This window comes from Streptomyces sp. NPDC031111 (assembly GCF_055570675.1).
The window spans coordinates 141,283-165,502 of sequence record NZ_JBVIGS010000010.1 but is presented as its reverse complement, the minus strand read 5'-3'; the positions used below and the strand labels follow the sequence as shown (position 1 = coordinate 165,502).

The window sequence follows — 24,220 nt, the reverse complement described above, 5'->3', positions numbered from 1 at the left end:
CTCCCCCTCTCCTCCTCCGCGCATGGGCTTCTTCCCCCCCCCCCCCCCCCTCTCCCCCCTCCCCCCCCCCCCCCCCGGCGCCGTTCAGGGACCCGGGCCGGTCAGGTTCCGTCCTCGGGGAGGGCCGTCCCGTCCTCGACGACGTGCACCGCGGCCTCCTCCGCGCCGGCGGCGCCCCCGTCGACGCCCACGTCCTCGGCGACGGTCTCCTTCGTGGTGTCGGCGTGCGCGCCCTCGTCCGGGGCCACCAGACGTCCGGCGCGGCCGGTGCCCGACTCCGGGTCGACCGGCTCGCCCTCGCCGCCGGGGAGGTCGCCCACCTCGTCCCCGGCGGGCGCGGAGCCGTCCGGCACCTCCTGGGCCAGCCGCTGGTCCAGGGTCTCCCCGTCGTGCTGCTCACCGGCCGTGGTGCCGTACTTGGTGACGCCGAGGGGTTTCTCCGGCGGGGAGTAGCCCTCGTCGAGGGTGTCGTCGTAGGTCCGTTCGTCGAGGGCGTCCTGCATGTCGAGCGGCGCGGCGTCCTCCTGCTCCTCGTTGCTCCCGGTGGGCTGGTACGCGTCGTCCCCCATCGGTTCGGTGCCCATGGCTTTCCTCCCTGTCACGCTGCGTCGACTCGTTCGTCCCGGGTGGTGTCAGGTCCGCGTTTCCCGTCACGCGCTCCCTAACCTCGTGCGTCCGGTGACGGACGGCCTCCGCGCGGGGTCACAGGGGTGCGTTCGGCCCGTCCGGACGGGTGTGGCGCCGGTCGACCATGGCGAGGCTCAGCCGCCGCGTCTCGCTCTCGCCGAGCCGCTCGTAGCCGTCCTCGGTGATGACGGACACGACCGGGAAGATGCGCCGGGAGAGGTCGGGGCCCCCGGTCGCGGAGTCGTCCTCGGCGGCGTCGTAGAGCGCCTCCAGGGCCGCCAGGGCGGCCTCCTCGCGGGGCATGTCCGGCCGGTGGAGCTTCTTCAGGGCTCCCCTGGCGTACGGGGAGCCGGAGCCCTCCGCGTGGAAGCCGTACTTCTCGTAGCGGCCGCCCGCGGCGTCGAAGGAGAAGAGGCGGCCCCGCCCTCCCCCGGGGGCGCCGGTGTCGTAGCCGGCGAGCAGCGGGACGACGGCGAGGCCCTGCATGGCCTGGGCGAGGTTCTGCCGGATCATGGCGGCCAGCCGGGTGGCCTTCGCGGAGAGGGTCATGGGGATGCCCTCGATCTTCTCGAAGTGGGCGAGTTCGACCTGGTAGAGCCGGACCATGTCGAGGGCGATCCCCACGGAGCCGGCGATCGCGATCGCGGTGTGGTCGTCGGCGGGCAGCACCTTCTCCAGATCGCGCTGGGCGATCAGGTTGCCCATGGTGGCCCTGCGGTCGCCGGCGATCAGTACGCCGTCGCGGTAGGTGAGGGCGAGGATCGTGGTGCCGTGCGGGACCTCCGCCGCGCGGACGCCCTCGGGCAGGGTGCGGGTGACCAGCAGCTCGGGGCGGTGGGCCGCCAGGAACTCGGTGAAGGACGAGGTGCCCGGAGTGAAGAACTCCTCCCCCAGCCGCCCCTCGTGATCGCTCATCGCCATGCCGCTTCCCCCCTTGTTCGCCACCACGCGCACCGACAACACCCGACTCCTACCTGGACCGGGCGGGCGGGAAACCCGGCGCCGTCACCCCGGACCGTCCGGCCCGGGCGCCGGGGCGACCCGGACCTGGAGGTCGCCGATCCGGTGGACGGGCCAGGAGCGGGCGTACCCGGGCGGGGTGCCGCCGGGGCCGGTGAGCGCGGCGACCGGAACGCGCTCCGCGGTGCGCAGGATCTCGGCGGCCGTGGTGTTCTCGTTGTTCCCGGCGGTGGAGCCGGAGGAGCAGCCGGTGTAGTACCCGATGGGGATCGCCTCGTGGCCGGTGATCAGACAGGGCGGGCGGACGCCGAGCCGGTGGAGCTCGTCGGCCGTGCGGGCCCAGTCGCGACGGCTGTCGATGTTGCGGTCGACGGTGTGGACGAGCACGGTCAGCTGCACCGTGAGATGGCCGACCAGCCCGAGCGCGACCAGGGCCCTGACGGCGGGCCGCCACTTCCCGCGCGGCGCCGTCACCAGGTACCACAGGGCGTCGGCGACCGGGATCGCGAGCAGGGCGTAGGCGGGCTGGAGGAAGCGGGGCGCCGCGTATTCGATCATGAACAGGTACGGCAGCGCGGCGGTCGTGGCGCAGGCCAGCGGCACCAGGGTGCGCAGGGTGCGGCGGGCCCGCACCGCCACGATCAGCCCGAGGACGACGAGCAGCGGCAGAACGAACCACCACAGGGTGATCACCGGGTGGGGCATCGATCCGGTGCACGGCCGGCACAGGGCGCGTCCGCCCAGGCTGCGCAGTTGGTCGTCGACGGCGATGTGCCACCCCAGCCCGCCCTGGACGCGGGAGGCCTCGGCCAGCCGCTCCCCCAGCCCGCCGAACGCCGTGTACGCCTCGACCACCCACGGGACCGCTCCCGCCGCCAGGCCGCCGGCGAGGGCGAGCAGTGCCCGCCGGTGCCGGCCCGCCAGGGCGAGCACGAGCAGCGGCACCGTCACCCAGACGGCGTCGGTGGGCCGCATCCACGCCATGAGCGCGGTCCCCGCCGCCATCCCCCACAGTGGGCCGACCGCCGAGGGGTCCGCGCGGTGGCGCAGGAAGCAGCCGACGGCGGCCAGGGCGCCGATGGCGACCCAGTGGTTGGGCATGGCCTGGGGACCGTAGAAGAGGGTCACCCACAGGGACGTGAAGAAGGCGCCGGCGGTGACCAGGACCCGGGTGGGGAACAGGCCGCGCCAGGCGTGCAGGGCCAGGTAGAGGGAGAGGCCGGAGAGCAGGGCGAGGTAGACGCGCAGCAGCGCGGTGGACTCGGACCAGGACGCGACCGGCGCCACCAGCAGGGACACGCCGCGGGAGCGGGGGGCGCTGAAGAAGGCGGCGGGGTGGTGGGAGGTGACCTGGCTGATGTACACGATCTCGTCCCAGCCCAGACCCAGCACGGGGCGGACGAGGGCGAGTTGGGCGAGCGCGAAGACCGCGGCCAGTACGGCGAGCGGCCTGCTGACGCCGGTGTGCCGGGAGCCTCCCGGTCCGGACCGCTGCTCGCGTCGCCGGGTACCGGCGAGCAGGGCACCGGTGCCGTCGGTCATCGTCCGTCCCTCGTTCCCGCGCGTCATGGGTCCCGGGTTCCTCGGTCCGTGCGTTTCCAAGGACCGAGGACGAAGGAGACCGGCTTCCGGAAAGCACGGACAAACTAACCCGCGGACGACGGGCCCGCAGGGCGGAATACGGCCAACCGCCTCATCCGCCCCGTCCCCGCCGCCGGTTCCGGCGGGGATTTCGACGGGCTCCGTCTCGGCGCCGGGTGATCACTTCGCACCCCCGAGTTCGGCCAGGTCCGTCACGACCCGGTCGGCGCCGTGCGCGTACAGCGCGTCGGTCTGTCCCACCCGGTCCACGCCGACGACGTACCCGAAGTGCCCGGCGCGGCCCGCGTCCATGCCGGCCAGCGCGTCCTCGAACACGGCGGCGCGGGACGGCTCGACACCGAGGTCCGCCGCGGCGGCGAGGAACGTGTCGGGCTTGGGCTTCCCGGGCAGCCCGCGTTCGGCGGCGACCACACCGTCGATCCGTACGTCGAAGAACCCCTCGGCGTCGATCGAGCGCAGCACGTCACGGCAGTTGGCGCTGGAGGAGACGATCGCGGTGCGCAGTCCCCGGGCGCGGACGGCCTCCAGATAGCGAAGGGTGCCTGCGTACGCCTCCACGCCGTCGGTGCGGATCCTCGCCAGCAGCAGCTCGTTCTTGCGGTTGCCGAGGCCGTTCACGGTGGGGGCGTCGGGCGGGTCGTCGGGGTGTCCCTCGGGCAGCCGGATGTCGCGGGAGGCGAGGAAGGTGCGTACACCGTCGGCGCGCGGGCGGCCGTCGACGTGCTCGTCGTAGTCGGCGTCGGTGAAGGGTCGGAAGGCGTCGCCGTCCCGCTCGCGGAGGAAGGCGTCGAACATGTCCTTCCAGGCGGCCGCGTGGACGACGGCCGTCTTCGTGACCACGCCGTCGAGGTCGAAGAGGCAGGCGAGGATGCCCTCGGGCAGACCCAGATCCGTCATACGGGACACCGTTCCCCATCCGGGCACGGAACGACGAGTGGCGCGGGCCACCTGGCGCAGACCGCCGGCTTCCCCGGTGACACACTCTGTGCCGTGGCACCGACCTTCGACGAACTCCTCCGGCGTGCCCGCGCCCTCCCGCGCGACGGCCGGCGCGCGATCCTCGGCATCGCCGGCAGCCCCGGCGCGGGGAAGTCCACCCTCGCGGAGCGGCTGGTGCGGGAGCTGAACGGCACCGGGGAGCCGTGGGCCGCCCAGGTCCCCATGGACGGCTTCCATCTCGCCGACGCCGAACTGGAACGCCTCGGCCGCCGGCACCGCAAGGGCGCCCCCGACACCTTCGACGCGGCCGGTTACGCGGCACTGCTGCGGCGGCTGCGGGAGGAGGCGTACGACGAGGTCGTGTACGCCCCCGGCTTCGAGCGGGTGCTGGAGCAGCCGATCGCGGGGGCGCTCCCGGTGCCGCCTGCCGTCCGGCTGGTGGTGACGGAGGGCAACTACCTGCTGCTGGACGCCGGTGCCTGGGCCCGGGTGCGGCCGCAGCTGGACGAGGTGTGGTTCTGCGTCCTGGACGAGGAGGAGCGGCTGCGGCGGCTGATCGCCCGCCACGAGGAGTTCGGCAAGAGCCACGCGGAGGCGGTGGCGTGGGTCGAGCGCAGCGACCGGCTCAACGCCGAGCTGGTCGCGTCGACGCGGGACAGGGCCGACCTGGTGGTCCGGCCGCCGGAACCGGCTGGACGGGGTACGGCCGGATGACGCAGGCTCTTCTACCGTGATCAGAGAAGCCACCGTGCACGACGTCCCCGAGATCCGCGCGATGATCCGTGAACTCGCCGCCTACGAGAAGGCCCCCGAGCAGGCCCGGGCCACGGAGGAGCAGCTCCGCGCGGCCCTGTTCGGCCCGCACCCCGCCGCCTCCGTACTGATCGCCGAGGACGACGACACGGGCTCGGTCATGGGGTTCGCGCTGTGGTTCCCCCGTTTCTCGACCTGGACCGGGACGCGCGGGATGCATCTGGAGGACCTCTACGTCCGCCCGCACACCCGGGGCGCCGGGCACGGCAGGGCACTGCTCGCGGCCCTCGCGGCGATCTGCCGGGAGCGCGGGTTCGAGCGCTTCGAGTGGGTGGTGCTGGACTGGAACGAACCGGCGATCGCGTTCTACAAGGCACTCGGCGCGGAGCTGCTGGAGGAGTGGACGGTGTGCCGGCTGACCGGCGCGCCGCTCGAGGAACTCGCCGCGCGGGCCCCGGTTCTCGGGCACCGGAAGTCCTCGGTGCCCGGGTAGGCGGCCTGCGGTGGGCATCCGCCGCTCGAGAAGCTGGTGATCGCCACTGGGGCCACCGACCCGCACCTCGGCTCGGTGTTCGACGGCGACCGGGGCGAGTTGGGGCGGCGTCTGCTGTACGAGTCGGGCAACGGCCCACGGCGGCGGCGCGCCTGCCGGTGATCGTCCTGACATTGCTGTTCGGGCTGGTCGCGTTCGCCTTCGCCCGGAACCGGCCGAGGGTGCCGGTGCGGTGGCCGCGCTCGCGCTGTACCGCCTCTCCCCCGACGTGATCGCCCACGGCTCGCCGGCCACGCCGGACGTGCCGGCCGGCCGGGTTGATCGGGATCGGCGCCACCGGCGCTGGCCCGCGCCGTCAGAGCGGCCCCGGCTGCCCGGCCCGCTGGAAGCCGTCGGCGCTCACATGCGGCATCACGCTGCTCGCCACGCGGTAGCGGCCGTTGGGGACCTCCTCGGCGGAGCGGTGGACGTGCACGGCGAGCGGGCCCGCCCATTCGTAGCCGTGGCGGGCGGCGTGCCGGGCGAGGCGGTCGGTGAGCGCCTGCCCCACGCGGCTGCCGTGCCGCGTCAGTTCCTCGTGCACCGGGGCGGCCAGCTCCACGTCGTAGGCGTTGGGGACCATCACCCGGCCGGCCCGGCACACCACCGCGTTGCTGTCGCACTCGCGCCGCAGGGCGTCGACGAGTTCGACCGGCTCCCGGCCGAACATCCGCGCCCACAGCGCCTCCCATCGGTTCTCCAGGGCCTCTTCCAGCGCGCTCAGGGCGCCCATGTTTTTCACCTGCCGAAACGTAGTCGCGTCGAGGGAACGGGAGGGGTGGTGCGGGGTCAGCGTTCCTCGAAGTCCTCGGGTCCGATCTCCGCCTCCTCCAGTGCCTCGCGCATCGTGCGGCCGGTGCCGCCCCGGGTGCGCGTCTCGTTCTCCTCCTGTCGCTCGACGACGTCGTCGGTGTCCCGGGTCTTCGGCCGGTTCTCCTCGGGGACGGTCATGTCCGGTGGCTCCTGGTGTGTCAGGGGGTTTCTGTCTCGCTGTGTCGGCGGGTTCCCACGGACGCCGCGGATATCCCCGGTGAAGCGGTCCGTCGCTCTCCCGGAGAAGCCTGGTCACCACGGTGGGTGGGCTATGTTGAACCCTCGTGGGAGACGAAGGAGGCGCACCGGTGCGATCGCCGCAGCAGGCACGCGCACAGGCATCCGCGATCACCTCGGGGAAGGCGGGCCAGGACACGGAGGTGTCCCCGACGGCCCAGCTCCGCACGCTGTTCGACCGGCCCCGGCTCTCCCCCGGGCAGCGGCGCATCGCCCAGTATCTGATCGAGCACATCACCGAGGCGGCGTTCCTGTCGATCACGGATCTCGCCGACCGGGTCGGGGTGAGCCAGCCCTCGGTGACCCGGTTCGCGTCGGCGGTCGGCTTCAGCGGTTACCCCGCGCTGCGGGAGAAGCTCCAGTCGATCACGCTCGGCACCCGGGCCGGGGGCCCCGCCGAGGAGATCCGGGGCAACGAACTCCAGGCGGCGGTCGACGCGGAGATCGAGAACCTGGAGAACCTGCGGCGGGACTTCGCCGACGCCGACCGGTTCATCGAGGTCGGCCGCCGGTTGTCCGCGTCCACGCCGCTCACCGTGCTGGGACTGCGCATCTCCGTCTCGCTGGCCGAGTACTTCGCCTACGCCGCCCGCCGTATCCACCCCGACGTCAGGCTCGTGACGCTGGGCGGCAGTGTCGCCTACGACGCGCTGCTCCAGTCCCGTGAGGCGGGCGGCACCTGGGTGCTCGCGTTCTCCATGCCGCGGCACGCCCAGGAGACGCTGACGGCGGTACGGGTGGCGCGCAGCGCCGGGCTGAAGGTCGCGCTGATCACCGATCTGGCGCTGGGCCCGATCGCGGACGAGGCGGACGTCACCTTCGCCACCGGCACCGGATCACGGCTGGTGTTCGACTCGTACGCCGCGCCGGGCGTGATGTGCGCGGCGCTGCTCCAGGCCATGACGGACGCGGATCCGGAGCGGACACAGGCGCGGCTCGACGAGTACGAGCGCGTCGCCGACGAGCACCAGTTCTTCCTGAGGGACTGAGCCCCGCCCCGGCCGGGCGTCCCACCGGAGCGCCGATCGCAGCACGCATGAATGTTTTCATACGTCTTGCAAACCACATGGCATATATAAATACTGCTCACGCGACCCGGCCGCTCAGCACCGGGCGCCTTCGCGAACACCCGAAGCCGCCGGCTCCTACCCGCTTCGGAGGTCAGGGTGTTCAGCCGGGCTTCCCCTGCCCGGCTCCTCGTGGCGGCCCCGGTCATCCCCTAGGCCGGGGCCGCCCCATCCCGTCGTCCACGCCGGCGGCGCCGCACACCCGGAAGCGATGATCATGCCCGTGACCACCACGCGTCTCAGTCCCGACTGGCCCTGCCAGGTCAAGACCCCCGGCAGCTACGACTGGGAACGCTCGGCGGCCAAATGGCTGCGCGAGCTGGTGCCCGCGCGCTACGCGAGCTACCCGGCGTTCATCCGGCACCCCGTCCTGCTGGCCCGGCACGCCCAGGTCCAGGTCGAACACGAGATCCGGGTGGCCCGCACGGCACTCCAGACGGCCCGGGCAGACCTGCCCCGGATGGGACTGCGCGAAGGGGTCATCGAGCACACGATCAAGCTCTACGCGGCCGAGGTCACGCAGCTCCAGCACATCGCCCGCAGCGTGCGGGCGGTCACCCAGGCCCTGGCCGAATCCGGCCGCTGACCAGCGGACCCCGCCGGGCACGCGCCGTCCGCGCCCCTTTGATCCGGGCTGTTCCCGTTTGATCCCGGCCCCTCCCGGAATCCGGGCGAACAAGCCGGTCAACGAACCCGGAGAGGTGTGCGATGCTCATCGCGTGATGAGGGAGCCCATTGTCCCGGTGGACCCCGGAGCCGCGCCGGACCTGGTGGAACTGACCAGGGTCGTCGCCCGGCAGCGTGCCGAGATGGACCGGCTGCGCGAGCAGGCCGCGACCTCGGCCGTCGTGGAGCGGGCCAAGGGCGTCGTCATGGCACTGGACGGCTGCTCCACGGAGGCCGCGGCCGAGACGCTGCTCCAGCGCGCCAAGGCGGCCCGCCGCACCCTGCTGGAGGAGTGCTGGATCACCCTGGGAGCCATGGCACCCGCCCGGCCCGGTGAGCCGGCCGGCCGGCCGGCCGAGGAGACCGGGGGCGCGGCACCGGCCCCCGTCGAGGCCGACCCCTCGGTGGCATCCCCGGCTCCCGACGACGTGGCCGCCGCCCTGGGCCGCCTCGCCCGGCTCCTCGTGCGCACCGGCACACCCCAGGAACTGGCCCGGTGCCTGCTGGAGCATCTCGGGCCGGACCTGGGCGCCGACTCCGTCATGATCTACGCCCGCCGGCCCGGCGGCGGCGCCGAACTGCTCGGGCACGCAGGTGTCGACGAACGGCTGGCCGCCCGGTGGAGCCAGGTGCCCCCGTTCAGCGGGGTCGCCGTGCTGGACGCCCTGGAGGCCGGTGAACCGCGCTGGCTGGAGGACTTCGCCGCGGACAGCGCGCGGTACCTGCTGATCGGCGATCCGCCCGGACGATGGCGGTCCCGGGCCTGGCTGCCGGTGCCCGCCGGGGACGGCCGCGACCTCTGCGTCGGCGTGCTGCGCGAGCGCCCCGGCGCCTTCACCCCGCGCGACCGCACCCATCTGCGCGGGGTCGTCCGGCTGTGCGCCGGCCGGCTGCGCACCTTCTCCGCCCCCTCGGAGCCGGCCGCCGGCCCGCTCCCCGACGCCGTGGGGGCGCTGTTCGCGGTGCTGCCGGTCGCGGCGTTGCTGCTGACCCCGCTCCGTGGCGCCTCCGGCGGGCCCGAGGACTTCCGGGTCGAGGCCGTGACGGCACAGGCGGCCGACCTCCTGGGCGGCAGCGGGTCCGACCCTGCCGGGCGGCGGCTGCGTGAGGTGTGGCCCGAGGTGACGGACACGCCGGTGTGGCAGGGCTGCCTGAACACCCTGGCCGGCGGGGAGACGTACGAGAGCGAGCCGTTCGCCCATCAGGAGGTGGCGCACGGCGTCACCGAGTTGGCCATGTACACGGTGCGGGTGACCCCCCTGGACGACGCGCTGCTCGTCACCTGGGTCCGGCGCGCCTCGTCCGACCGGCAGGAGCAGCGGCTCGCCGACCTCCAGCGACTGGGAAACCTCGGCTGGGCGAACTGGTCCCTGGACACGTCCGAGGGGTCCTGGTCGACGCAGGTCTTCGCGATCCTCGGCCGGGACCCGGCGGACGGGCCGGTCCGGCTCGTCGACCTCCCCGGGCTCGCGCTGGCCGAGGACCGGCCCGCGCTGCGGCACGCCGTCGACGGCCTCCTCCACGAAGGGCTGCCGCTGGACGCCCCGTTCCGGGTCCGCGGCACGCGCGGCGTCCGGCATCTGCGTCTGGTCGCCGAAGCGGTGGCCGACATGCACGGCACGCCCGTTGAGGTGCACGGCGTCCTCCAGGACCTGACCGCGCGGCGCCGGGCCGAGCTCGCCCTGGTGGAGACCGAGCGGGCGATCCTCACCCAGCACGACGTCCTCCAGGCCGAGCGGACCCTGGTGGCCCGGCTTCAGAACGCGCTGCTGCCGCTGCCCGAGCGGGAGGTGAACCTGGCCGGGCTGCGCGTGGAGGTCGTCTACCTTCCCGCCCAGGCGGGCATCCACGTCGGCGGCGACTGGTTCAGCGCCATCGAACTGCCCGACGGCGACGCCCTGTTCGTCGTCGGCGACGTCGCCGGACACGGGGTGGACGCCGTCGCCACCATGGCCCAGCTGCGGTTCACCGCCAAGGGCATGGTCATCACCGGCTCCTCGCTGACCGGCGCGCTCGCCCGGCTCAACACCCTGCTGCTGCACTCCCGTGACACCCACGGCACGGCGACCATGATCCTGGCCCGCTACCGGCCCGCGGAACGGCGTCTGGTCTGGGCCCAGGCGGGCCACACCCCGCCCCTGCTGCTGCGCGACGGTGAGGTGACCTATCTCCGCCGCCCCGGCGGCATGCTGCTCGGCGGGACCACCACGCCGCGTTTCGAGGAGGCCGAGTGCCGCCTCGAACCGGGCGACCGGCTGCTGCTGTACACGGACGGCCTGGTGGAGCGGCCGCCGGAGAACATCGACGTGGGCCTCGCGCGGCTCGCCGAGGCCGTGGCGGCGCACCCCGGCGACGAGACCGGGTCCCTGGGCGCGCTGCTGGACGTGATGCTGGAGGACGAGCGCCGCGACGACGTGTGCGTGCTGGACATCCGGGTGCCGGCGGAGCGGTAGCGGGTCAGTCCCCCGCGGAACCGGTGCGCGACTCCAGCGCGAGCCGGGTGTCGTCGCCGTAGACGCCCGTCTCGTCGCCCTGGACGCCGTACCAGAGCTGGAAGCGCGCGACGGCCGCGGAGAGGGTCGCGTCGTAGCGGCCGTCGGTGGCACCGGACCGGTAGACGTCCGGGACGCGCAGCAGCCGCTGCTGGAGTTCGGTCACCTCGGGGCCCGAGTCGCCCTCGCTGAGGAAGCCCTGGCCGGCGGGGGCGCGCGGCGCCCCGGTGACGGTCGCGGTGGGTGCGGGCGCGGGTGCCGCGCGGTCGCCGGCGTCCCGTTGCGTGAGCAGGAGCGCGCCGCCGAATCCGGTCACCGCGGCGGCGGCCACGGCCAGTGCCAGGGCGGCGCGGCGCACTCCGGAGGAGGAACGGGACGTCGGCGGCGGCCCCGCGGGCAGGGGCGGGAGTCCCCGCGTCCGGTCCTCGGACCCGTTCGGCGGCCGGGGCGGCGGCATCGACTCGTTTCCGCCCCGCTGCTCCCGCTCGAACTCCCGGAACAGCTCCGCGAGGGCGTCGGTGCGGCGCGGGCGCAGGACCCGGATGGGTTCGAGGGGCGGTCCGTCGGGCGGCCGCCCGGGCTCGGACGGTGTCGTCACGTCGTCTCCTTCCGTGCCGCGCGGCGGAGTCGATCCGTCCGCGGGAAGGGATACGTGGCGGGGGCCGCGCGGGTTCAGTGCCCCGGGCCGGCGGAGTCCCGGAGGAAGCGGCGCAGGGATGCCGTCATGGCGGACACGAACGCCTCCCGGCCCGTGTCGTCGAGGGCGTCGAGGGACAGGTACGGATTGAGGTCCTCCAGTTCGACCAGCAGCAGTTCGCCGCCGGGGGCGCGGCAGGCGTCGACCCGCTGGATGCCGTGGTCGAGGGTGTTCCAGTCGATGAACGCCCACGCGAACGCCAGGTCGTCCGGGGTGGGTTCGTAGGGCTCCAGCTGCCAGCGCCGCTCGGGGTGCGGGGCGTGGAGGGCGTACTGGAAGTCGTGGTCGACGAAGTAGAAGGAGACCTCGTAGGCGAAGTCGATGTACGGCTGCACCAGGACGTCGCCGTCGACGAGGCCGCGCACCTCGTCCGCGGGGACGACGCGCAGCCCCATGGAGTCGGCGCCGAGCCTGGGCTTGACGACGTACCGCTCGGCGGCGGGCAGCCGGTGCAGGTCCTCCGGCCGGCCGACGGTGGGGATGACCGGACGGCCGGCGGCGGTCAGGTCGAGCAGGTACTGCTTGCCCGCCATGTCGCCGCGGCCGGTGAGCGGGTTGTAGACCGGCCTGCCGGTCGCCGAGGCGTGCTCGCGGAAGGCCTCGTAGGCGTCCCGGTACGCCAGGACGGGGCCGCTGTTGCGGACCACGACGGCGTCGAAGGCGTCCATCAGGGCGACGGCGTCCCGCGGATGGCACAGGGCGAGGTCGACGTGCTCGCGCAGCCGGGAGGTCAGGAAGATGTCCTCGTCGCAGTAGCGGCGCCCGCGGGCCGGGTAGGCCAGGTCGGTGACGTACAGGACGCGGGGGCGGGCGGGCGGCATACGGGCTCCTCGGAACGACGGTGGGTCGATCATAGGAACGACCCGCGCCCGAAGGCTCGGCGGTACCGGGTTCCTCACAGTCCTGCACTGAGTGCCATCCGCGCCCTCCCGGTGCTACGTTCCGTGCATGAGCTCCAGCGGTGCGGCGCCCGGCCGCGGTGACAGGGCCGAGAAGCCGCCGATGCGGGACGCCCTGGTCGCGGCGGCGTTCCGGCTGTTCCTGGAGCGGGGGTACGAACAGACCACGGTCGACGACATCGTGGCGCTCGCCGGGGTGGGCCGCCGGTCCTTCTTCCGCTACTTCCCGTCCAAGGAGGACGTGGTCTTTCCGGACCACGAGCGGTGCCTGGCCGACATGACGGCGTTCCTGGCGGCGGGCTCCGAGGACGACGAACCGGTGCGCAGGGTGTGCGACGCGGCCCGGCTGGTGCTGCTGATGTACGCGGAGAACCCGGCGTTCAGCGTGCAGCGCTACCGCCTGACCAGGAGCGTGCCCGGGCTGCGGGCGTACGAGCTGTCCGTGGTCTGGCGGTACGAGCGCGCACTGGCCGGATATCTGCGGGCGCGCTTCGCCGGCCTGCGGGACGGCATCCTCCGGGCCGATGTGATCGCGGCGGCCGTGGTCGCGGCGCACAACAACGCGCTGCGCTCCTGGCTGCGTTCGGACGGGAAGGGGGACGCGGAAGCCGCGGTGGACCACGCGCTGGAGCATGTGCGGGCCGCGTTCGGCGCCGCGCCCGTCGCATCGGCCGGCGAGGGGCCCGAGGACGTGGTGGTGGTCGTCGCGCGGCGGGAGGCGCCGTTGTGGCGCGTGGTGCAGGAACTGGAGACCGCGCTCGGACGCGGGTGACCCAGGGACGAACGGCCGTCGCATATTGAGGGTACGGAGTGCCTTTACGCCTGGCACTGAGTGCCATACTCTGTGGCTGTGCACGGTGGCACGGCGCACCTGCACGCGCGTGCCGGGTGACCGCGCACGCGGGATTTCCGGCCGAGTGCAGGGAGTTGACCAGCGTGTACCACCACTCAGGAAGCGTCGCTCAGCAGGCACCCGGCCCCGCGACGGGCGTCCTCGAACCCAAGGGCCCGGACCACGCGGAGGCCATGCTCTACCAGCGCTGCACCTGGTGCGGCACCGCGATGTACCACCGGCTGCTGTGCCCGGTCTGCCAGGGCAGCGACCTGCGCACGGAGCGCAGCGAGGGTGTCGGGACGGTCCGTCATTCCACGGTGCTGCACCGCAACACCCCGGCGGCACGCAATGTGTCCCTGATCGAGATGGCCGAGGGCTTCGTGGTGCGCGGCCGGGTCATGGGGCCGCCCATCGGCATCCACAGCGGTGACCGGGTGCGGCTGTCGACCGCGAAGGACCCGGTGCGGGGCGAGCCGGTCTTCCAGCTCGTCGACGAGCCGTTCCGGGCCTGGACCTGACGGACCGCCGGGCACGGCCCGGCAGGCGGGACTCAGAGGGTGACGCGGATGCCGACCGTGCCGTCCACGCCCCGGCGGAGGCGGCTGCCGAGGAGGGTCAGCCGGCCCACCAGGCCGTACTTGCGGGCGATCAGCCGCCGGTAGCGGGCGGTGGTGGCCGCGTCACAGATCTCCGCGGTGGCGGGAACCTGGTCACCGGTCGGGTTGCCGCGTACGTCGCACGGGCCGACGAGGACGTCGCCACGGGCGCGGATCCGCTTCACCTTCCACGAGTCGGCGACGGTCCACACCCCGAGCGCGTCACCGTCCCGCACCACCCACACCGGCGTGGCGACCGGCGTACCGTTCTTGCGGTAGCTGGTGACCAGCAGGTACTTCCCGGATCCGAGCCGGTTCGGCAACTCCTCGTCCATGCGGGAAGTCTAGGGGGTGTCTAGGCGGCCGGACGGCGGGCGACGAAGACGAACTCCCGGCCCGGGCGGTCGGGGGCGTCCCGTACTCCCTCCACCACGAAGCCGTGCGCGGCGAGGTCCGCCTCGGCCTCCTCCCGCTCGCGGAAGCGCAGCGTGGAGTCCGATGTCAGCACCGCTCCGTCCGCGGCGAACACATAGGTCGTACGGAACGTCACCAACGGGCCGTCCACGTCGGTCACCTGGTGCCAGTGCTCGACCGTGCCGACGCCGGGTACGTCCGTCCTGCCGTACGAGTCCTCCCGGGTCCACGCCTCCCAGGCCCGCCGGGCCGGATCCCTGGTCTCGAACACCAGTCGTCCCCCGGGCCGCAGTGCCGCGTGGGCGCCTCTCAGGGTGCCGTGCCAGGTGTCGGGACCGACGATGGCCTGGGCGACGTTCGCCGTCATGGTGGCCAGATCGGCGCGCAGCGGCGGCAGCGCCGTCGCGTCGCCCTCGATCCAGCGGACCCGTGCGGCGCCGGGTTTGCCGCGGGCCACGTCGAGGGAGGCCCCGGCGGGGTCGACACCGACGACCTCGATGCCGCGGTCGGCCAGCAGCAGGGCGAACACGCCTGTTCCGCAGCCGATGTCGAGCACCCGCCGGGCCCCGAACTCCTCCGCCATGCCGAGGTACGCGTCGAGGTCGCCCCGGTCGGGATCGAGCGGGTCGTAGACCGCGGCGAGCCGCGGATGACCGAAGCACTCGTCAGCCACGGGTGCCCTCGGCCCGCTCCACGGCGACCGCCATCCGCCGAACCGCCTCCTCGAGCACCTCGGGCGAGGCGGCGAGGTTCAGGCGCGCGTGGCCGGCGCCGCCCGTGCCGAAGGGCAGGCCGGGGGTGAGGGCCACACGGCCGTGCTCGAGGAAGGCACCGGCGGGATCGTCGCCCAGGCCGAGGGCCCGGCAGTCGAGCCAGGCGAGATAGGTGGCGTCGCCCGGCCGGTGGCGGATCGCCGGCAGGTGCTCGGCCAGGAGGTCGGCGAGCAGCCGGCGGTTGGCGTCGAGGCCGGTGAGCAGGGCGTCCAGCCACGCGGTGCCGTCACGCAGTGCGGCGGTGTGGGCGAGGACGCCGACATGGCTCGGGCCGTGGCCGACCTCCTCGGGCATCCGCGCCAGGTCCTCGGCCGCCTCCGGTCCCGCGACCGCGAGGGCGGCCTTGAGGCCGGCCATGTTCCACGCCTTCGACGCCGACATCAGCGACAGACCGCGCTCGCCGCCCGGCACGCTCAGGTAGGGCACGAACGGGGTGTCGCCCAGCACCAGCGGCGCGTGGATCTCGTCGGCGACGACCCGTACGCCGTACCGCTCGGCGAGGGCCGCCACGGCGGTCAGCTCGTCGGCGGTGTGCACGGTGCCGGTGGGGTTGTGCGGGCTGCACAGCAGAAAGGCGGCCCGGGCGCCGCCGGCCGTCACCCGCCGGAAGGTGTCCTCCAGGACGTCGGGATCGATCCGCCCGTCGGCGCCGAGCGGGGCCTCGGCCACCCGGCGGTCCATGTGCCGGACGAAGTCGTAGAAGGGCGGGTACACCGGCGGGTTCACCACGACCGCGTCCCCGGACCCGGTGACCAGCTTGAGCATCTCGACCACGCCCAGCATGACGTCGGGCACGATCGCGGAGCGCTCCACGGCGAGCCCGCCCCAGTCCCACCGTTTGTCCGCGAAGGCCGCCAGCGCCTCCGCGTAGGCGGTGCCCGCCGGGTAGCCGGTGTCGCCGAGCTCCAGCGCCGCGGTGACGGTGCGGACGATCGGTTCGGCGAGGGGTACGTCCATCTCGGCCACCCACAGGGGCAGCACGTCGTCGGGGTGGGTGCGCCACTTCATGCTGGTGCGGCGGCGCAGGGTGTCCAGGTCGAGGGCGCGCAGCGGATTCGGTTCACCGGACGTCTCGTGCGGGATCCTGGTCATGTGCACACGATAGGGGGCCGTGGCGTGAGTGGTCATCGGGAAAACGGGGCGGGCGCCGTCGGGGGCGGTGCGCCGCTGGAGATCGCCTGCGACGAGTCGGGGTCGGACGGCGAGAACCTCACCGGCGGGAACACCGATGTGTTCGCCCACGCCGGCGTGCGGGTGTCCGTCGCCGCCGCGGCCGGCGCCGTACGGGAGATCCGGGACCGGATCCGCTCACCGGCCTCGGAGTACAAGGCGACCCATCTGCTGCGGGAGAAGCACCGGGCGGTGCTGGAGTGGCTGCTGGCGCCCGGCGGGCCGATCCACGGGCGGGCCCGTGTGCATCTCACGGAGAAGGCGTTCTTCGTGGTGGACCGGGTGGTCGCGCTGCTGCTCGACGACCCCGGGAAGGACGACCCCGGGGAGGACGGCCCCGGTGAGGCGGTCGTCCTGTTCCGGGCGGGGCCCCGGACGTTCGGGACGGAGGGGTGGACGCGGTTCCTCCGCGCCGCGAACGAGGTGCTGCGGGTACGCGACGGCGGTGAGCCGGGGGCGTCCGTGGCGCGCTTCTTCGACACCGTGGACGAGCTGCGCCAGGGCCACGCGGGCACGCCGGCGGTACTGATCCTGGAGCGGCTCGCGGCGCGGCGGGAACGCGCGGAGGCGTACCGGGCGGGGCTGCCCGACGGGCCGGCCGCGTGGATACCGGTGCTCAACCCGCTGCTTCCGGCAATCGTCTCCACGGCCGCGTACTGGAGCGCGGGCGGGCGTCCCGTACGGCTGGTGCACGACCGGCAGAACCTCCTCACTCCCGAGCGCATCGCGTGGGTCGAGGAGACCGCCCGGCGGGACGGGATCGCCCTCGAGGAGGTGCGGCTGGTCGCCGCGCGGGAGGATCCGCGGGTGCAGCTCGCGGACTTCCTCGCCGGGATCGCCCGGAAGGTGGCCTCCGACGAGCTGAACGGCCGCGGTGACCCGGCGCTCACCGTGCTGCTGCGGCCCTATGTGGACGAAGCGTCCGTGTGGGGCGACGCCCGCAGCGCGGCCGTGCTCGGCGTGGGGGCCAACCCTCGTGCGCGAACAACGCGTTGACCCGTAGGTCGCGGATTCGACCGGGACCTCGCTGAACGCGCCGGGGCCCGGACCCGTATGGGAAGGGGGCCCTCGACTCGGGAGGCGCCCCCGCGGTGTTCGCACCGTGCCGCTGAGGTTCGGGAGCCACGCATGAGGCACGCACGACGACGGGTCGTCCGGCGAGTGACACGGCTGGCGGCCGTCGGCGGACTCCTCCTGGGGGCCACGATGGTCACGCACGCCGTCGCCAGTGAGCCCCGGGCGCCCGACGCCGTCCCGTACTCCACCGCCGAGGAGACTGCGGCGGCCGGACCGGGCGCCGGCCTGGTGGCGGAGCTCGGCACCTCGCGCACGGCGGGCAGCTGGATCGCCGACGACGGCGGGACGGTCGTCGCGGTCACCGACGAGGAGGCGGCGGCCGCGGTGCGGGGGGCCGGAGCCGAGCCGAGGATGGTGCGGCACAGCATGGACGACCTCAAGTCGGCGACGAGGACGCTGAGTTCGGCGCCGCGTGTGCCGGGTACGGCGTGGGCCATGGACTACCGGTCCAACGAGGTCGTGGTCCGGGGCGACAGCACGGTGTCGGCGGACGACTGGTCCGAGCTGACCGAAGTGGCGGACGGCATCGGCGGTTTCGTCCGTATGGAGCGGAGCGAGGGCGCGTTCACCACCCGTCTCAACGGGGCGCGGCCCATTCTGTCGACGGCCGGCCGGTGCTCGGCGGGCTTCAACGTGACCGACGGGAAACGGGACTTCATCCTGACGGCGGGGCACTGCGGGCCCGACGGGTCCGTCTGGTTCGCCGACGGCCGCGGCCGACAGGAGGTCGGGACGACGGTCCGGAGCAGTTTCCCCGGGGACGACTACTCGCTGATCGAGTACGCCGGCGGCCGGGCGGGCGAGGGCGCCGGGGTGGTGGCGGTCGGCGACGGCAAGGGCGTACGGATCACGGGGGTGGCGGATCCGACGGTCGGGCAGCGGGTGTTCCGCAGCGGCAGCACCAGTGGTCTGCGGGACGGCGAGGTGACCGCGCTCAACGCGACGGTGAACTATCCCGAGGGGACGGTCAGCGGACTCGTCGAGTCGAATGTGTGCGCGGAGCCCGGGGACAGCGGCGGCCCGATGTTCTCCGAGGGCATCGCGCTCGGTGTCACGTCGGGTGGCAGCGGTGACTGCCGGACGGGCGGTACGACGTACTTCCAGCCGGTGACGAAGGCGCTGGCGCAGCTCGGCGTACGGCTCATCGTGGCGCCCGGGGCCGACGGCGGCGCTGCGGCGCCTTCTCCGGCGCCGTCCGAGGCGCGGGGCGCGGCGGCTCCGGACGCCGCCTCGCCGGGGTCGTCGACTCCGGTGCGGGGCATCGTCCCGGACCCGTCGACGCTGCTCTCCCGGCTGGCCGACCCGCGCAACGTCGGTCCCGGGCTGCTGGTGATCGGGGGCAGCCTGGTCGCCCTGGTGGCGTCCCGCTGGATACGGGCGGAGCAGGACCGCAAGGCGTACCAGCGGCACTATTCCGCGATGTGGGGCTGAGCGGGCGGCCGGTGCGCCCGGTCAGCCGACCGTGAGCAGCACGGTCGCCAGACCGGCTCCCAGCAGCCCGGCGGCCTGCCGCCGGGAGACGTGTTCGTGCAGGACACCGAGGCCGAGGACGACCGGGAGGGCGGGGTAGAGGGAGGCGAGGACCACCGCGACGGCGAGCATCTGCCGCTGGGCGGCGAGCAGGTAGAGGACGAGGCCGAGGGCGGCGCCCGCGCCGATCAGCAGGGCCTGGGCGCACGGCCGCACCGGCAGCCGAACGGTCTCGGGGCGGCGGAGGGCGTCGGGGAGCAGGACGAGGACCGCGGCGACGCGGCCCGCGGCGACCGGCCAGAGCCCGCCGGCGGGATCGGCCTGGCCGAGGGCGACGTACTGCACGGCGACGCCGACGCTGGCCAGCAGCCCGTCGGTGGCCTCCCGGCCGACACGGGTGCCGCCGCCGGACACCCACCACAGCGCGGGCACCGTGACGGCGATGCCCGCCCAGGCCAGGACGCCCGGTCGGTCACCGAGGAGGAGGACACCGCACAGGACGGACAGCGCGACCCCCGTGACGGCGCTCACGGGAACGACCACGCTCATCGCACCGTGACTCAGGCCACGGTTGAGGAAGCGCATCGCCGTGGCGCTGCCGGTGCCGGACAGGGCGCCCCAGAACAGGTCGGAGCCGGCGACCGCGTCGGCGGGCAGGAGGAGGGCGGCGCCCGTGGCGAGCAGCAGCCCGCCGATCTGGCCGAGGAAGGTGACGGCGGCGTGCGGAACGCGCCGGGACAGCAGGCCGCCCGCGAAGTCGACGATGCCGTAGCAGAGGGCGGAGGTCAGTGCGAGAAGGGCACCCATTCGCTCACGGGTGCCCAGCCGACGGGACGCGAAGCCGGGGCCGGCTGCGAACCGCTCAGGCGGCCCTGGCCGGCTGCGGGAGGGCTGAGGCCCATTCCTGGACCAGGCGCTGGTACTCCTCGCGCTGTTCGACGCTCAGTGTCCCGCCCGACCGGAGCCACAGGGCCCGGATCTCCTCGTTGACCTCGGCAGCCGATCGCTCGGAGGAGGGTTCAACAGTGGTGGACATGCCGTGAAGCATACGGCGCCGGACGTGAAGACGCTGTGAGTAATCGCACGCTCATCGGACATTTCCGACAGTGTTGCTGATCACGTCCATCTGCCAAGCAACGTGGGCGAGTTCACACCCGGAGGGCGCCCGGCCGGCCGGGCGCCCGCGGGGATCAGGTGCCCGGCTTGCGGCCGTACACGTAGACGTCGTCGCCGTTCTTCAGCAGCGACCAGTACTTCTTGGCCTCGGTCTTCGTCATGTTGACGCAGCCGTGTGAGCCGGGCGGGTTCCACATGCTGACACCCGCCGAGTGGAAGGCCTGGCCGCCGTCGAAGAACTGGCTGTAGGGCATCGGCACGTCGTAGATGGTCGAGACGTGGTCGATGTTGCGCCAGTAGATCTTCTTCAGGCCGGTGCGGGTCTCGTACCCGTCGCGTCCCGTGCGGACCGGGACCGGACCGTGGACGAGCTTCTTGCCGTCCTGGATCCAGCTGAGCTGGAGCGTCAGATCCACACAGGCGATACGCCCCTTGTTCGTGGGGCACTTGCCCGACTTGTTCGGGTTCTTCCCGACGGCCTTCTGCTTGTTCATCAGGTCCATCACGCCCCAGGTCACGGGACCGGCGTACCCGATGTTCGGCGTGATGCCGTGCTTGGTCTGGAAGGCGCGAATGGCCTTGCAGTCGGCGGCGGACTGCTTGCCGTCGACCGGACGGCCGAGGAACTTCTCCACCTTCTTCTGGTACGGGCCCGCCGAAGTGGTGCAGCTCGCCGCCTGCGCCGGTGCCGCGCCGAGCGCGAGCGTGAGCGGGGCCACCAGCGAGGTGACCCCGAGCACGACAGCACTCCGTCTACGTATATCCCCCATGGTCCGTTTTGCCTTTCCGCAGAAGTGAGCGCATGGCCTGCGCACTCTGCCAGGTAGACGACCCAACGGGAAAATCGGTTGTAAGGGCGATCGGACCGTTATCAGGACGGTTCGCCGGCTCCCGCGCCGCTGAGCGCCTGCCGGAACCCCGCGTTGACCGCCGTGATGCCGCCGTCGACGACGAGGGTGGTGCCCGTGATCCAGGACGCGTCACGGGAGGCGAGGAAGGTCACGGCGGCCGCGATGTCCTCGGGTTCGCCGACCCGGCCGAGGGGATACACGCGCCGGGCCGCCTCCAGGTCGTCGTCCCTGCCCGCCCAGGCGCGTGTGCGGACGGTTCCCGGTGCCACCAGGTTGACCCGCACCCCGCGGGGCCCCGCGTGCCCGGCGAGGGTGCGGGTGAGGGAGACCAGGCCCGCCTTGGCGGCGCTGTAGGCGTGGTTGCCGAAGTCCTGGAGGCCGTTGACGGAGCCGACGCTCACGATCGCGCCCCGGCCCGAGGCGGCGAGGTGCGGGAGTGCGGCGCGGCAGCAGCGGTACGCGCCGGTGAGGGTGACGTCCAGATCCGCGGCCCACTCCTCGTCCGTCTCGTCCTCGAAGCGGGGCGCGTCCGGTGTGCAGTGCGCGGCGTTGTTCACCAGGACGTCGAGCGACCCGAAGGCGTCCACGGCGTACGCGACGGCCGCCTCCACCGAGGCCCGGTCGCCCACGTCGCAGGCGTGGGCCTCGGCCCCCAGCCCCCGCTCCCGCAGCGCCGACGCCGTGCGCTCCGCCTCGTCCGGGTCCACGTCGGCCACCAGGACCCGCGCGCCCTCACGGGCGAACCGCAGGGCGGTGGCCGCGCCGATGCCGCGTGCCGCCCCGGTGATGAGAACCCCGTACCCCGCGAAACGCTCCGTGTCCGTCGTCATGGGGTGAAGGTAGCCGCCGCGTGATCACCACGGCAGAGGGCGGACACGATCAGCGGTAGCCGGTCACGTCCGCCGGCCTGCCCGCGTCCTGGACCTCGACGAGGTAGCGCCAGGCGTCGGGGCGGCTGCCGTCGAGGTCGGTGAATCCGTACTCCCGGGCGAGACCGCCGCTGGAGAGGGAGGCGCCGTTGAGGCGGGCCACGTCCGGGTCGGCGGCGAGGGCGGCGACGGCCCGTCCCACGTAGCGCGGGGTCTCCGAGATGGCGAAGTGGGGGACGGCTCCGAGGGCGTCGCGCCAGTTGTCCTCGCGTACGCCGAAGTGGTCCAGCATGATCTCCGAGCGCAGCCAGCCGGGCGTGAGGGCGACGGCCGTGGCTCCGCGCGGGCCGAGTTCGTGGGCGAGGGCGAACGCCATGCGCAGGACGGAGGACTTGGCGAGGTCGTAGAAGAAGGAGACGCGATAGGTGTCGCGGTTGTAGTCGGCGGTGCCGTCGGTCATCTCGACGACCAGTCCACCGGGGGTGCGCAGCAGCAGCGGCAGCGCGTGGTGGCTGGTGACGGCGTGGGTCTCCACGGCGAGGCGCAGCAGGCGCAGGCCCTTGTCCAGGTCGTGCTCCCAGACCGGCGCGTCCCATTCGAAGAGCGTCTCGCCGCCCCAGATGTCGTTGACGAGGACGTCCAGGCGGCCCTGTTCACCGGCGATGCGGTCGACGAGTGCCTTCACCTGCCCCGGTTCGAGGTGGTCGGTCGGCACCGCGATGCCCCGGCCTCCCGCCTCGGTCACCAGGTCGGCGGTGTCCTCGATGGTCTCCGGGCGGTCGTACTCGGAGCGGCGGGCGCGGGTGGTGCGGCCCGTGACGTAGACGGTCGCGCCCGCCGCGCCCAGTTCCACGGCGATGCCCCGTCCGGCGCCCCGGGTCGCCCCGGCCACCAGCGCGACCCTGCCCTTCAGCTGCTCCGACATGTACGGCCTCCCGTCACCGAATCTCTCCGCTGTCGCTTCGAGCGTGACGGGTAAGCCGGACATCCTCTGTCACCTTTTTCGCGCGGGTCACCCGGGCGGGCCTCTCAGTGGCCCCGCGCGATCCACTCCTCCAGGTGCGGGGCCTCCGCGCCGATGGTGGTCGGGTCGCCGTGGCCGGTGAGGACCTTCGTCTCGGGCGGGAGGGTCAGCAGCCGGTCCCGGATCGAGTCGATGATCGTCGGGAAGTGGCTGAAGGAGCGGCCGGTGGCGCCGGGCCCGCCCTGGAAGAGGGTGTCGCCGGTGAAGACGGTCCCCAGTCCCGGGTCGTACAGGCAGACCGCGCCCGGCGCGTGTCCCGGGGTGTGCAGCACGGTGAGGTCGGCGCCGGCGGCCTCGATCACCTGGCCGTCGACCAGCCAGGAGTCGGGGTCGCGGTCCGGGTGGGTCTGCTTCCACAGCTGGAGGTCGTCGGGGTGCAGCCAGATGGTGGCGCCGGTGCGCTCGGCGAGGGCGGGGGCGGCGTCGATGTGGTCGTTGTGGGCGTGGGTGCACACGATGGCGGTCAGGCGCCGGTCCCCCACCGCCTCCGCGATGGCGTCGGCGTCATGGGCGGCGTCGATGACGACCGCCTCGTGGTCGTCGCCGACGATCCACACGTTGTTGTCGACGTCCCAGGTGCCGCCGTCGAGGCTGAACTGCCCGGAGGTGACGAGTCGTTCGATGCGGGCGGTCATCACAGCACCACCACCGAACGCAGCACGTCGCCGCGGTGCATCCGCTCGAACGCCTTCTCCACCTCGTCCAGTTGGATGGTCTCGGTGACGAACGCCCCGAGGTCCAGGCGTCCCTGGAGGTGGAGGTCGATCAGCATGGGGAAGTCCCGGGAGGGCAGACAGTCGCCGTACCAGGAGGACTTCAGGGAGCCGCCGCGGCCGAAGACGTCCAGCAACGGCAGTTCGAGCTTCATCTCGGGGGTGGGCACGCCCACCAGGACGACCGTGCCGGCCAGATCGCGGGCGTAGAAGGCCTGCTGGTAGGTCTCGGGGCGGCCGACGGCCTCGATGACGACGTCGGCGCCGAAGCCGCCGGTGAGTTCGCGGATCGCCTCGACGGGGTCGGTCTCCTGGGAGTTGACGGTGTGGGTGGCGCCCATGGAGCGCGCGGTCTCGAGCTTGCGGTCGTCGATGTCGACGGCGATGATCCTCGCCGCTCCGGCCAGCCGGGACCCCGCGATCGCCGCGTCCCCGACGCCGCCGCAGCCGATGACGGCGACCGAGTCGCCCCGGCCGACGTTCCCGGTGTTGATCGCGGCGCCGATGCCGGCCATCACCCCGCAGCCGAGCAGCCCGGCGACCTGCGGGGAGACGGCGGGGTCGACCTTGGTGCACTGTCCGGCGGCCACCAGGGTCTTCTCAGCGAAGGCGCCGATGCCCAGGGCCGGGGAGAGCTCCTGACCGGTGGAGGCGAGCGTCATCTTCTGCTTCGCGTTGTGGGTGTCGAAGCAGTACCAGGGCCGCCCGCGCAGACAGGCCCGGCACTTCCCGCACACCGCACGCCAGTTGAGGATCACGAAGTCGCCGGGCGCGACGTCGGTGACGTCGTCGCCGACCGACTCGACCACGCCCGCGGCCTCGTGGCCGAGCAGGAAGGGGAAGTCGTCGCTGATGCCGCCCTGTTTGTAGTGCAGATCGGTGTGGCACACCCCGCAGGCCTGGACCCGGACGACCGCCTCACCGGGGCCGGGATCGGGCACGACGATCGTCTCGATCCGCACCGGCTCGTCCTTGCCGGGTGCGATCACGCCGCGTACTTCCTGCGCCATGCTGCTGACTCCTTCGTC

28 protein-coding genes are annotated in these 24,220 nt (G+C 73.4%); 10 read left to right on the top strand and 18 right to left on the bottom strand.

Annotated features, from left to right (window positions below):
• Window positions 1–101 precede the first annotated feature (101 nt).
• The 4 genes from ACZ470_RS21885 to ACZ470_RS21870 all read right to left on the bottom strand — a co-directional run bounded on the left by ACZ470_RS21885 (window position 102) and on the right by ACZ470_RS21870 (window position 4,086).
• Entirely contained in the window at window positions 102–584 is a 483-nt protein-coding gene (locus ACZ470_RS21885) for a DUF5709 domain-containing protein (RefSeq protein WP_468429498.1), read from the bottom strand.
• A gap of 118 nt (window positions 585–702) precedes the next feature.
• Window positions 703–1,548, bottom strand: coding sequence for a proteasome subunit beta (gene prcB / locus ACZ470_RS21880; RefSeq protein WP_468429497.1), 846 nt, complete (start codon window positions 1,546–1,548; stop codon window positions 703–705).
• A gap of 84 nt (window positions 1,549–1,632) precedes the next feature.
• On the bottom strand, window positions 1,633–3,129 hold the full coding sequence (locus ACZ470_RS21875; protein WP_468429726.1) for a hypothetical protein: 1,497 nt from the start codon (window positions 3,127–3,129) through the stop codon (window positions 1,633–1,635).
• A gap of 219 nt (window positions 3,130–3,348) precedes the next feature.
• Window positions 3,349–4,086, bottom strand: a complete 738-nt coding sequence (locus tag ACZ470_RS21870) for an HAD family hydrolase (RefSeq protein ID WP_468429495.1) — start codon at window positions 4,084–4,086, stop codon at window positions 3,349–3,351.
• Window positions 4,087–4,179: 93 nt separating this feature from the next.
• Here ACZ470_RS21870 and ACZ470_RS21865 point away from each other — a divergent pair, with 93 nt between their 5' ends.
• Genes ACZ470_RS21865 through ACZ470_RS21855 form a run of 3 tightly spaced genes read left to right on the top strand, consistent with a single transcriptional unit; the run spans window position 4,180 to window position 5,536 of the window.
• Window positions 4,180–4,842: a nucleoside/nucleotide kinase family protein gene (locus tag ACZ470_RS21865; protein WP_468429493.1), complete on the top strand. Its 663-nt coding sequence runs from the start codon at window positions 4,180–4,182 to the stop codon at window positions 4,840–4,842.
• 16 nt (window positions 4,843–4,858) lie between these two features.
• A complete protein-coding gene (locus ACZ470_RS21860) occupies window positions 4,859–5,374 on the top strand; it encodes a GNAT family N-acetyltransferase (protein WP_468429492.1) in 516 nt (171 codons plus the stop codon).
• Between the two features lie 36 nt (window positions 5,375–5,410).
• Window positions 5,411–5,536, top strand: a complete 126-nt coding sequence (locus tag ACZ470_RS21855) for a hypothetical protein (protein ID WP_468429490.1) — start codon at window positions 5,411–5,413, stop codon at window positions 5,534–5,536.
• Between the two features lie 193 nt (window positions 5,537–5,729).
• On the opposite strand, the gene ACZ470_RS21850 is transcribed toward ACZ470_RS21855, so the two are convergent.
• Window positions 5,730–6,146, bottom strand: a complete 417-nt coding sequence (locus tag ACZ470_RS21850; RefSeq protein WP_468429488.1) for a DUF3662 domain-containing protein — start codon at window positions 6,144–6,146, stop codon at window positions 5,730–5,732.
• Between the two features lie 56 nt (window positions 6,147–6,202).
• Entirely contained in the window at window positions 6,203–6,364 is a 162-nt protein-coding gene (locus tag ACZ470_RS21845) for a hypothetical protein (RefSeq protein WP_468429486.1), read from the bottom strand.
• 170 nt (window positions 6,365–6,534) lie between these two features.
• Here ACZ470_RS21845 and ACZ470_RS21840 point away from each other — a divergent pair, with 170 nt between their 5' ends.
• From ACZ470_RS21840 to ACZ470_RS21830, 3 genes are all read left to right on the top strand, one after another.
• Window positions 6,535–7,452, top strand: coding sequence for a MurR/RpiR family transcriptional regulator (locus tag ACZ470_RS21840; protein WP_468429485.1), 918 nt, complete (start codon window positions 6,535–6,537; stop codon window positions 7,450–7,452).
• A gap of 295 nt (window positions 7,453–7,747) precedes the next feature.
• Window positions 7,748–8,116: a hypothetical protein gene (locus ACZ470_RS21835; protein WP_468429483.1), complete on the top strand. Its 369-nt coding sequence runs from the start codon at window positions 7,748–7,750 to the stop codon at window positions 8,114–8,116.
• 136 nt (window positions 8,117–8,252) lie between these two features.
• Complete coding sequence (locus ACZ470_RS21830; RefSeq protein WP_468429481.1) at window positions 8,253–10,649, top strand: SpoIIE family protein phosphatase; 2,397 nt, start codon at window positions 8,253–8,255, stop codon at window positions 10,647–10,649.
• A 4-nt stretch (window positions 10,650–10,653) separates the two neighbouring features.
• On the opposite strand, the gene ACZ470_RS21825 is transcribed toward ACZ470_RS21830, so the two are convergent.
• Both ACZ470_RS21825 and ACZ470_RS21820 read right to left on the bottom strand, forming a co-directional pair.
• Window positions 10,654–11,286 (bottom strand): peptidoglycan-binding domain-containing protein, encoded by a 633-nt coding sequence (locus tag ACZ470_RS21825; RefSeq protein ID WP_468429479.1) that lies wholly within the window; start codon window positions 11,284–11,286, stop codon window positions 10,654–10,656.
• 74 nt (window positions 11,287–11,360) lie between these two features.
• Window positions 11,361–12,206 (bottom strand): ATP-grasp domain-containing protein, encoded by an 846-nt coding sequence (locus ACZ470_RS21820; protein ID WP_468429477.1) that lies wholly within the window; start codon window positions 12,204–12,206, stop codon window positions 11,361–11,363.
• A gap of 127 nt (window positions 12,207–12,333) precedes the next feature.
• Between ACZ470_RS21820 and ACZ470_RS21815 the strand changes: the two genes are divergently transcribed.
• A complete protein-coding gene (locus ACZ470_RS21815) occupies window positions 12,334–13,056 on the top strand; it encodes a TetR family transcriptional regulator (RefSeq protein WP_468429475.1) in 723 nt (240 codons plus the stop codon).
• A gap of 164 nt (window positions 13,057–13,220) precedes the next feature.
• Window positions 13,221–13,637 carry a Zn-ribbon domain-containing OB-fold protein gene (locus tag ACZ470_RS21810; RefSeq protein ID WP_468429473.1) on the top strand — a complete coding sequence of 139 codons (417 nt, stop codon included), beginning with the start codon at window positions 13,221–13,223 and terminating at the stop codon, window positions 13,635–13,637.
• Window positions 13,638–13,669: 32 nt separating this feature from the next.
• On the opposite strand, the gene ACZ470_RS21805 is transcribed toward ACZ470_RS21810, so the two are convergent.
• From ACZ470_RS21805 to ACZ470_RS21795, 3 genes are read right to left on the bottom strand one after another with little or no spacing between them, the layout of a single operon-like run.
• Complete coding sequence (locus tag ACZ470_RS21805) at window positions 13,670–14,050, bottom strand: PPOX class F420-dependent oxidoreductase (RefSeq protein ID WP_468429472.1); 381 nt, start codon at window positions 14,048–14,050, stop codon at window positions 13,670–13,672.
• Between the two features lie 20 nt (window positions 14,051–14,070).
• The gene (locus ACZ470_RS21800) at window positions 14,071–14,802 is read right to left on the bottom strand and encodes a class I SAM-dependent methyltransferase (protein ID WP_468429470.1); all 732 of its coding nucleotides are present in this window, start codon (window positions 14,800–14,802) and stop codon (window positions 14,071–14,073) included.
• The gene (locus tag ACZ470_RS21795) at window positions 14,795–15,994 is read right to left on the bottom strand and encodes a MalY/PatB family protein (protein WP_468429469.1); all 1,200 of its coding nucleotides are present in this window, start codon (window positions 15,992–15,994) and stop codon (window positions 14,795–14,797) included. Before ACZ470_RS21795 ends, ACZ470_RS21800 begins: the two co-directional genes overlap by 8 nt.
• Before the next feature lie 24 nt (window positions 15,995–16,018).
• Here ACZ470_RS21795 and ACZ470_RS21790 point away from each other — a divergent pair, with 24 nt between their 5' ends.
• Both ACZ470_RS21790 and ACZ470_RS21785 read left to right on the top strand, forming a co-directional pair.
• Window positions 16,019–17,068 (top strand): hypothetical protein, encoded by a 1,050-nt coding sequence (locus ACZ470_RS21790; RefSeq protein WP_468429467.1) that lies wholly within the window; start codon window positions 16,019–16,021, stop codon window positions 17,066–17,068.
• Window positions 17,069–17,200: 132 nt separating this feature from the next.
• Window positions 17,201–18,580 (top strand): S1 family peptidase, encoded by a 1,380-nt coding sequence (locus ACZ470_RS21785; protein ID WP_468429465.1) that lies wholly within the window; start codon window positions 17,201–17,203, stop codon window positions 18,578–18,580.
• A gap of 21 nt (window positions 18,581–18,601) precedes the next feature.
• Here the strand turns inward: ACZ470_RS21785 and ACZ470_RS21780 are convergent, their stop codons facing one another.
• The 7 genes from ACZ470_RS21780 to ACZ470_RS21750 all read right to left on the bottom strand — a co-directional run bounded on the left by ACZ470_RS21780 (window position 18,602) and on the right by ACZ470_RS21750 (window position 24,202).
• Window positions 18,602–19,426: an EamA family transporter gene (locus ACZ470_RS21780; protein ID WP_468429464.1), complete on the bottom strand. Its 825-nt coding sequence runs from the start codon at window positions 19,424–19,426 to the stop codon at window positions 18,602–18,604.
• Between the two features lie 55 nt (window positions 19,427–19,481).
• Complete coding sequence (locus ACZ470_RS21775; protein WP_030863721.1) at window positions 19,482–19,667, bottom strand: hypothetical protein; 186 nt, start codon at window positions 19,665–19,667, stop codon at window positions 19,482–19,484.
• Window positions 19,668–19,809: 142 nt separating this feature from the next.
• Window positions 19,810–20,505 (bottom strand): L,D-transpeptidase family protein, encoded by a 696-nt coding sequence (locus tag ACZ470_RS21770; RefSeq protein WP_468429463.1) that lies wholly within the window; start codon window positions 20,503–20,505, stop codon window positions 19,810–19,812.
• A gap of 101 nt (window positions 20,506–20,606) precedes the next feature.
• Window positions 20,607–21,416, bottom strand: coding sequence for an SDR family NAD(P)-dependent oxidoreductase (locus ACZ470_RS21765; protein WP_468429461.1), 810 nt, complete (start codon window positions 21,414–21,416; stop codon window positions 20,607–20,609).
• A 49-nt stretch (window positions 21,417–21,465) separates the two neighbouring features.
• Complete coding sequence (locus tag ACZ470_RS21760; RefSeq protein ID WP_468429460.1) at window positions 21,466–22,380, bottom strand: SDR family oxidoreductase; 915 nt, start codon at window positions 22,378–22,380, stop codon at window positions 21,466–21,468.
• Window positions 22,381–22,484: 104 nt separating this feature from the next.
• Window positions 22,485–23,114: an MBL fold metallo-hydrolase gene (locus ACZ470_RS21755; RefSeq protein WP_468429458.1), complete on the bottom strand. Its 630-nt coding sequence runs from the start codon at window positions 23,112–23,114 to the stop codon at window positions 22,485–22,487.
• Window positions 23,114–24,202, bottom strand: a complete 1,089-nt coding sequence (locus ACZ470_RS21750) for an S-(hydroxymethyl)mycothiol dehydrogenase (protein WP_468429456.1) — start codon at window positions 24,200–24,202, stop codon at window positions 23,114–23,116. Before ACZ470_RS21750 ends, ACZ470_RS21755 begins: the two co-directional genes overlap by 1 nt.
• Between the last annotated feature and the right edge of the window lie 18 nt (window positions 24,203–24,220).